General features: G+C 73.5%; 4 protein-coding genes, 1 pseudogene and 1 riboswitch. Of the genes and pseudogenes, 3 read left to right on the top strand and 2 right to left on the bottom strand.

Translation table 11 applies throughout. From position 1 onward, the window contains the following. The first annotated feature begins 190 nt into the window (after positions 1-190). The gene (gene otsB / locus ACGFNH_RS19260) at positions 191-1,051 is read left to right on the top strand and encodes a trehalose-phosphatase (protein WP_393655428.1); all 861 of its coding nucleotides are present in this window, start codon (positions 191-193) and stop codon (positions 1,049-1,051) included. Between the two features lie 73 nt (positions 1,052-1,124). Continuing rightward, positions 1,125-1,634, top strand: a pseudogene (locus ACGFNH_RS19255) (nitroreductase family deazaflavin-dependent oxidoreductase). A 238-nt stretch (positions 1,635-1,872) separates the two neighbouring features. Here the strand turns inward: ACGFNH_RS19255 and ACGFNH_RS19250 are convergent. Further along, positions 1,873-3,330 carry a trehalose-6-phosphate synthase gene (locus ACGFNH_RS19250; RefSeq protein WP_393655164.1) on the bottom strand — a complete coding sequence of 486 codons (1,458 nt, stop codon included), beginning with the start codon at positions 3,328-3,330 and terminating at the stop codon, positions 1,873-1,875. 365 nt (positions 3,331-3,695) lie between these two features. Further along, positions 3,696-4,724, bottom strand: coding sequence for a glucosyl-3-phosphoglycerate synthase (locus ACGFNH_RS19245; protein ID WP_393655162.1), 1,029 nt, complete (start codon positions 4,722-4,724; stop codon positions 3,696-3,698). Positions 4,725-4,964: 240 nt separating this feature from the next. Next, positions 4,965-5,108: riboswitch (SAM riboswitch) on the top strand. Between the two features lie 18 nt (positions 5,109-5,126). Between ACGFNH_RS19245 and thrC the strand changes: the two genes are divergently transcribed. Further along, entirely contained in the window at positions 5,127-6,413 is a 1,287-nt protein-coding gene (gene thrC, locus ACGFNH_RS19240) for a threonine synthase (protein WP_393655160.1), read from the top strand. Positions 6,414-6,477 lie beyond the last annotated feature (64 nt).

The following is a 6,477-nucleotide window of genomic DNA, read 5'->3' as shown; positions in this document are numbered from 1 at the left end:
ACGCGACCGCCGACCGCCGACCGCCGACCGCCGACCGCCGACCGCCGACCGCCGACCGCCGACCGCCGACCGCCGACCGCCGACCGCCGACCGCCGACCGCCGACCCGGACCGGATCACAGGCCGACGGCCATGGCGCGATCCGCTGCCGCTCGGTCCGCGCCGCGCCCGCCGCCGGTAGGGTCGGCCGCATGGGCATCCCGGAATCCCTGCCGACCCCGGTCACCCCCGCCGGCCGCGACGGCCTTGCCGCACTGCTGGCCCGTCCCGAACGGGCCGTCGTGGGCCTCGACTTCGACGGAACCCTCGCCCCGATCGTCCCCGACCCCGACCAGGCCCGTGCCCACCCGGGCACCGCGCAGGCACTCGCCCGCCTGACCCCGCTCGTCGGCTCGGTCGCCGTGATCACCGGCCGCCCGGCCGAGGTCGCCGTCCGCTACGGCGGCTTCGCGGGCGTCGAGGGCCTGGAGCACCTGGTGGTCCTCGGCGCGTACGGTGCCGAGCATTGGGACGCCGCCTCCGGCGCGCTCCAGGAGCCCGCCCCCCACCCCGGCATCGACGCCGTACGGACCGAGCTGCCGGACGTGCTCGCGCGCGACGGCGGCCGCACCGGCACGCACGTGGAGGACAAGGGCCGGGCCATCGCCGTCCACACACGCCGTACCGACGATCCGCAGGCCGTGTTCGAGGCGCTGCACGAGCCGCTGTACGCCCTGGCCGAGCGGCACGGCCTGATCGTCGAGCCGGGCCGTCTCGTCCTGGAGCTGCGCCCGCCGGGCATGGACAAGGGCGTCGCGCTGGAGGAGCACCTACGGGCCTGCGACGCGAGCGCGGTGCTCTACGCCGGCGACGACCTCGGCGACCTCGCGGCCTTCGCCGCCGTGGAGAAGCTGCGGTCGAACGGCCTGCCGGGCCTCCTGGTCTGCAGCGGCAGCAGCGAGGTCACCGAACTCGCCGCCCGCGCCGACCTGGTGGTCGACGGGCCGCGGGGCGTGGTCGCGCTGCTCAACGCTCTGGCCGACGCGCTCACCACCCCTGGGGCGGGGAGCTAGCGGGCCGCCCGAGCCAGGGGCCGGTTGCGCCAACCGGCGCGATCCGCAGCGGTGTTGAGGCAAGGAGAGAGCGATGTCCGCAAGTCCGCCGCCGCCCGCGACGCCTCCCGGCGAGGAGGAGGTGCTGGACAGTCCGACGGCCTGGGTGGCCCGGCACATCCGTGCCTACGTCGAGTCCGACGGCCGGAAGGGGCACCTCTACCACGGTCTGCCGACGCTGCTGCTGACCACCCGGGGCCGGAAGTCCGGGAAGCTGCGGCGCACCGCGCTGATCTACGGCCAGGAGGGCGATCGCTAACTGCTGGTGGCGTCGAACGGCGGGGCATCGCACGACCCGGCCCGGTACCTCAACCTCGGGGAGCACCCGGAGGTGACACTGCAGGTCGGCGCGGACCCCTTCTCCGGCCGGGCCCGTACGGCCTCAGCGGAGGAGAAGCCCGGCCTGTGGCGGCGGATGGCCACGATCTTCCCGCAGTACGACAGCTACCGGGAGAAGGCCGGACGGGACATCCCGCTCGTGATCGTCGAACGCGACCCGGAACCCGGACCGTCCCAGGGCCTGTCCGATGGGTCAATGCGCTGAGCGCGGCTGAGGGTTGGCGGGGGCTTGCCGCCGGGGTCTGCAGCCCCCGGCAGGCGGATCCGCCGGTCAGCTCAGCCGGGCATCGGCGTAGAAGACGAGCGCATCACGCAGGTGGTCGGCCGGCCCATCGGCGATCTTGTTGAAGTTCGCGCGGAACTGCGGTCATCGACGAAGTGCCGGCCCATCCCCTTGTAGGCGGCAGCGTTCCCGAGGGCCGGCCCGTGGCCGTCGCGAACGGTCAGCCCCCCAGGGCGTTGAGCTGGTCGAGGAACCACTTCTGCGGCGGCAGGGAGGTCGCCGCGGCGGCGAGCCGCTTCGTGCGCTCGGCGCGTTCGCCCGGCGCCATCGTCAGCGCCTGGCGCAGCGCCTCGGCCGTGCCCGTCACGTCGTACGGGTTGACCACGAGCGCCTCCTCGCCGAGCTCCGCGTACGCGCCCGCCTCGCGGGAGAGCACCAGCGCGCAGCCCTCGTCCGAGACGACCGGAATCTCCTTCGCGACGAGATTCATGCCGTCCCGGATCGGATTGACGAGGGCCACGTCGGCGATCCGGTACGCGGCGAGCGAGCGCGCGAAGTCGTCCTTCACGTGCAGGAGCACCGGCTGCCAGGCGTCCGTGCCGAACTCGGCGTTGATCTCGCCGGCGACCCGCTGCACCTCGTCGGTGTAGTCGCGGTAGACCGCGAGATCCTGCCGCGAGGGATAGGCGAAGGCGACGTGGACGACCAGGCCGCGCCACTCCGGATGGTCGGTGAGCAAATGCCGGTACGCGTGCAGGCCGCGCACGATGTTCTTCGACAGCTCGGTCCGGTCGACCCGGACGATCACCCGGCGCTCCCGGCCGCCGATCTGCTCGCGCAGGGCGGCCATGCGCTCGACCACATCAGGGCGGTGCGACCGCTCCCGCAGGAAGTCGGCGTCGGCGCCGAGCCCGTGCACCCCGAGCCGCGTCGTACGGCCCTCGCAGGTGACGGCGTCGGCGCTGCCGTCCGTGGTGTCCACCTGGCCGTCGAGCACCGCCGTGGTGCATGCGGCGAAGGCGTCCGCCCAGCGCTGGGTGAGGAAGCCCGCCCGGTCCGCGCCGAGGATGCCGCGCAGGAGCTGCCGGGCGATGTCGTCGGGCAGCAGCCGGAAGTAGTCCACGGGCGCCCACGGCGTGTGCGAGAAGTGCCCGATGCGCAGATCGGGGCGGCGCCTGCGCAGCATGCCGGGGACCAGGCACAGGTGGTAGTCCTGAACGAGCACCGCGGCACCCTCGGCGGCCTCCTCGGCGAGGGCGTCGGCGAAGGCGGCGTTGTACGCCTCGTAGGCCGCCCACTGGGTGCGGAACTCGGTGTCGAAGGACGGCTCCAGCGGGGTCTGGTAGAGCAGGTGGTGCACGAACCACAGCACGGAGTTCGCGATGCCGTTGTAGGCGGCGGAGAAGACGCCGGGGTCGATGTCGAGCATCCGCACGTGCTGGCCGGCGGTCTCGGCGGGGTCCAGACGGGTGCCGAGGCGGCGTACGGCCTCGCGGTCGCCGTCACCGAGCGCGGCGCACACCCACAGCGCGCCGGCGTCGGGGCCGATGGCCGACAGACCGGATACGAGGCCGCCTCCGCCGCGCTTGGCGTCGAGGGAGCCGTCCTCGCGGACGGTGTGGGAGACCGGGCCGCGGTTGGACGCGACGAGAACCTGGGCAGCCTGCTCTGCGACCATGCGGCGAGCCTAGCCCGTGACAGATCCGCGCAAACGTGCGCTTCACCATCCGGCGGGGCGGCGGGTCGCGGACCCCGTCCGCGTTCCGCGGGGCGAACGCGGGGCAACGGCCGCGCCGACGGCGAGGGACGTTCCGCCGGGCGCCGAGCCGCTCGCGCCGAGCCGCACAAAGCCGCACCCGCCGGGCCGCACGAGCCGAGCACCCGCGCCGAGCACCCGCCCGTCCGCACGCCGGCGGCCGGTGGCCCCCGTCCCGTCCGCACGCCGGCGGCCGGTGGCCGGTGGTCCCCCTCGGTTCCCGCCCCGCGGAACGTGTGCCCACCACCCGTGGCGCTGCCGGGCCGACGTGGGACGGCCCGCGCCGCCTATGCCACGCGGCCGTCCCGCGGCGCCCGCCGCGCCCGGTACTCCGGGATCGTCCCCATCGGGGGCCGCTCCTCCGCCGCCACGTCGTGAACCGTCGGGGTGAAGCCGTCGTCCGTGCGGTCGAACTGCGTCAGCACCGGCCGTACGCGGTGCCCGCGCGCCAGCCGCGCCTGGGCCGTGCGGTAGATCGTCGCCGCCATCCGCCCCAGCGCCTGCCCGTCCTGGTGACGGTGCAGCCGTACGCCGACGTCGACCTGGGCCAGCGCATCGAGCCCGGCCAGGTCGAGCGCATCAATCAGCATCGCCAGTTCGACGCCGTAGCCGACGGGGAAGGGGAGCTGCTCCAGCAGCGAGCGTCGCACCGCGTACTCGCCGCCGAGCGGCTGGACGAAGCCCGCCAGCCGCGGCCAGTGGAGGTTGAGCAGCGGGCGGGCGACCAGCTCGGTGACGCGGCCGCCCTGCTCGACGGAACCGAGCGGGCCGTCCTGTCCGCCGCCCGGTTCCAGCGGGCCTTCCGGCCCACGGCCAGATTCCAGGGGCCGGTCGTACATCGCCTTGACGAGCTGCACATCGGGCTCGGTCAGCAGCGGCCCGGCGATCCCGGACACGAAGCCCGCCGAGAACGCGCGCAGGTCGGCGTCCACGAAGCAGACGATCTCCCCGCTGGTGACCAGCAGCGAGCGCCACAGCACCTCGCCCTTGCCGGGCTCCGCGGGCAGCCGCGGCAGGATCGTGTCGCGGTGCACGACGCGGGCTCCGGCCGCCGCGGCCACCTCGGCCGTACGGTCGGTGGAGCCGGAGTCGATCACCACCAGCTCGTCGACCAGGGGGACGGCCTCGCTCATCAGCTCGCGCCGTATCGTCTCGACGATCGGCCCGACCGTGGCCTCCTCGTCGAGGGCCGGGAGCACGACGCTGACCGTCCCCGCGGCCCCCGCGTTCCGCTTGGCGGCCAGGAGCCGGCTCAGCGGGCGGTCGGCGGCCGACCAGGAGCGGTGCGTCAGCCAGTGCTCCACCTCTTCCAGCACGTCTGCGTCTCTCCCTGGGGTGCCTGGGACCCGCACGGGCCCGTCTGCAATGCTCGGGTCTCGGACCCCGTGAGGGCCCGTGATGCGTCGCGGACCCGGCCGGGTCCGCGATCCGTCTCGCGGTTCGGACGACTATCTCAACCGTCCGCGCCGTCCGTTACAGTCTTGAACAACGCACGTGTCCACTTCATGTCGGGGTGGACGCGGACAAATGCCCGGGCCTGGCGCCCGGCGCCATACCGCTCATCCAGAGGGGCAGAGGGAACGGCCCGTTGAAGCCCCGGCAACCCTCCAGCCGGTCTCGCGCATCGCATGGCGAGGCTCCCGGCTCGGGAAGGTGCCAATTCCGTCTCGTGGCGAAGTCCGTCACGGGGAAGATGAGGAGAAAGGGCCTCGCCATCCATGGCTGTGCAAACCGTTGCAAACAGCACCGACTCCGTCTCGCTGGGACCCGCCGCCGCGCTGTCCTGCCGTGAGTGCGGCGAACGCTTCGCGCTCGGCCCGATCTTCGCGTGCCAGGTGTGTTTCGGGCCGCTCGAGGTGGCGTACGACCTGCCGAGCGGCGACCCCGAGGCCCTGCGGAAGCGCATCGAGGCCGGCCCCGGCAACCTCTGGCGGTACGCCCCGCTGCTCCCCGTCCCTGAGGACGTCGCGAGCAAGCCGAATCTGAACCCGGGCCTGACCAAGCTCGTCAAGGCCGACAACCTGGCGCGCGAGCTGGGCGTCACCGGCGGCCTGCATGTGAAGGACGACTCCGGGAACCCGACGCACTCCTTCAAGGACCGCGTGGTCGCCATCGCCGTCGAGGCCGCGCGCGCCTTCGGCTTCACCACCCTGTCCTGCTCCTCCACGGGGAACCTCGCGGGTGCCGTCGGCGCCGCGGCCGCCCGCGCCGGCTTCCGCTCCTGCGTGTTCATCCCGCACGACCTGGAGGCGGGCAAGGTCGTGATGGCCGCGGTCTACGGCGGTGACCTGGTCGGTATCGAGGGCACGTACGACGACGTGAACCGCTTCTGCAGCGAGCTGATCGGCGACCCGATCGGCGAAGGCTGGGGCTTTGTCAACGTCAACCTGCGCCCGTACTACGGCGAGGGGTCCAAGACGCTGGCGTACGAGATCGCCGAGCAGCTCGGCTGGCGCATCCCGGACAACATCGTGATCCCGATCGCCTCGGGCTCACAGCTCACGAAGATCGACAAGGGGCTCAAGGAGCTGATCGGGCTCGGCCTCGTCGAGGACAAGCCCTACAAGATCTTCGGCGCGCAGGCCGAGGGCTGCTCCCCGGTGTCGCGGGCGTTCAAGGACGGCCACGACGTCGTACGGCCCGTCAAGCCGGACACCATCGCCAAGTCGCTCGCCATCGGCAACCCGGCCGACGGACCGTACGTGCTCGACATCTGCCGCCGTACGGGCGGTGCGGTCGAGGACGTCACCGACGAGCAGGTCGTCGACGCCATCACGCTGCTGGCGCGCACCGAGGGCATCTTCGCGGAGACCGCGGGCGGCGTCACGGTCGGCGTGCTGCGCAAGCTGATCGAGACCGGGCAGCTCGACCCGGCCGGTGAGACGGTCGTGCTCAACACCGGCGACGGGCTGAAGACCCTGGACGCCGTCGCTCCGACCGCGCGGCCCACGGCGACGATCCGGCCGAGCCTCGACGCGTTCCGCGCCGCGGGGCTGACCGGCTGAGGACGCGGGCCGTCGTGCCGCCGGTAGCGTCACGGGCCCGACGGCCCTCCGGTCCGCGTGGGCC

Source organism: Streptomyces sp. NPDC048639, assembly GCF_043199075.1.
Classification (GTDB): Bacteria; Actinomycetota; Actinomycetes; order Streptomycetales; family Streptomycetaceae; genus Streptomyces.
Note: the sequence above shows the minus strand (reverse complement) of the source record. Positions and strands in the feature narration are given on the sequence as shown.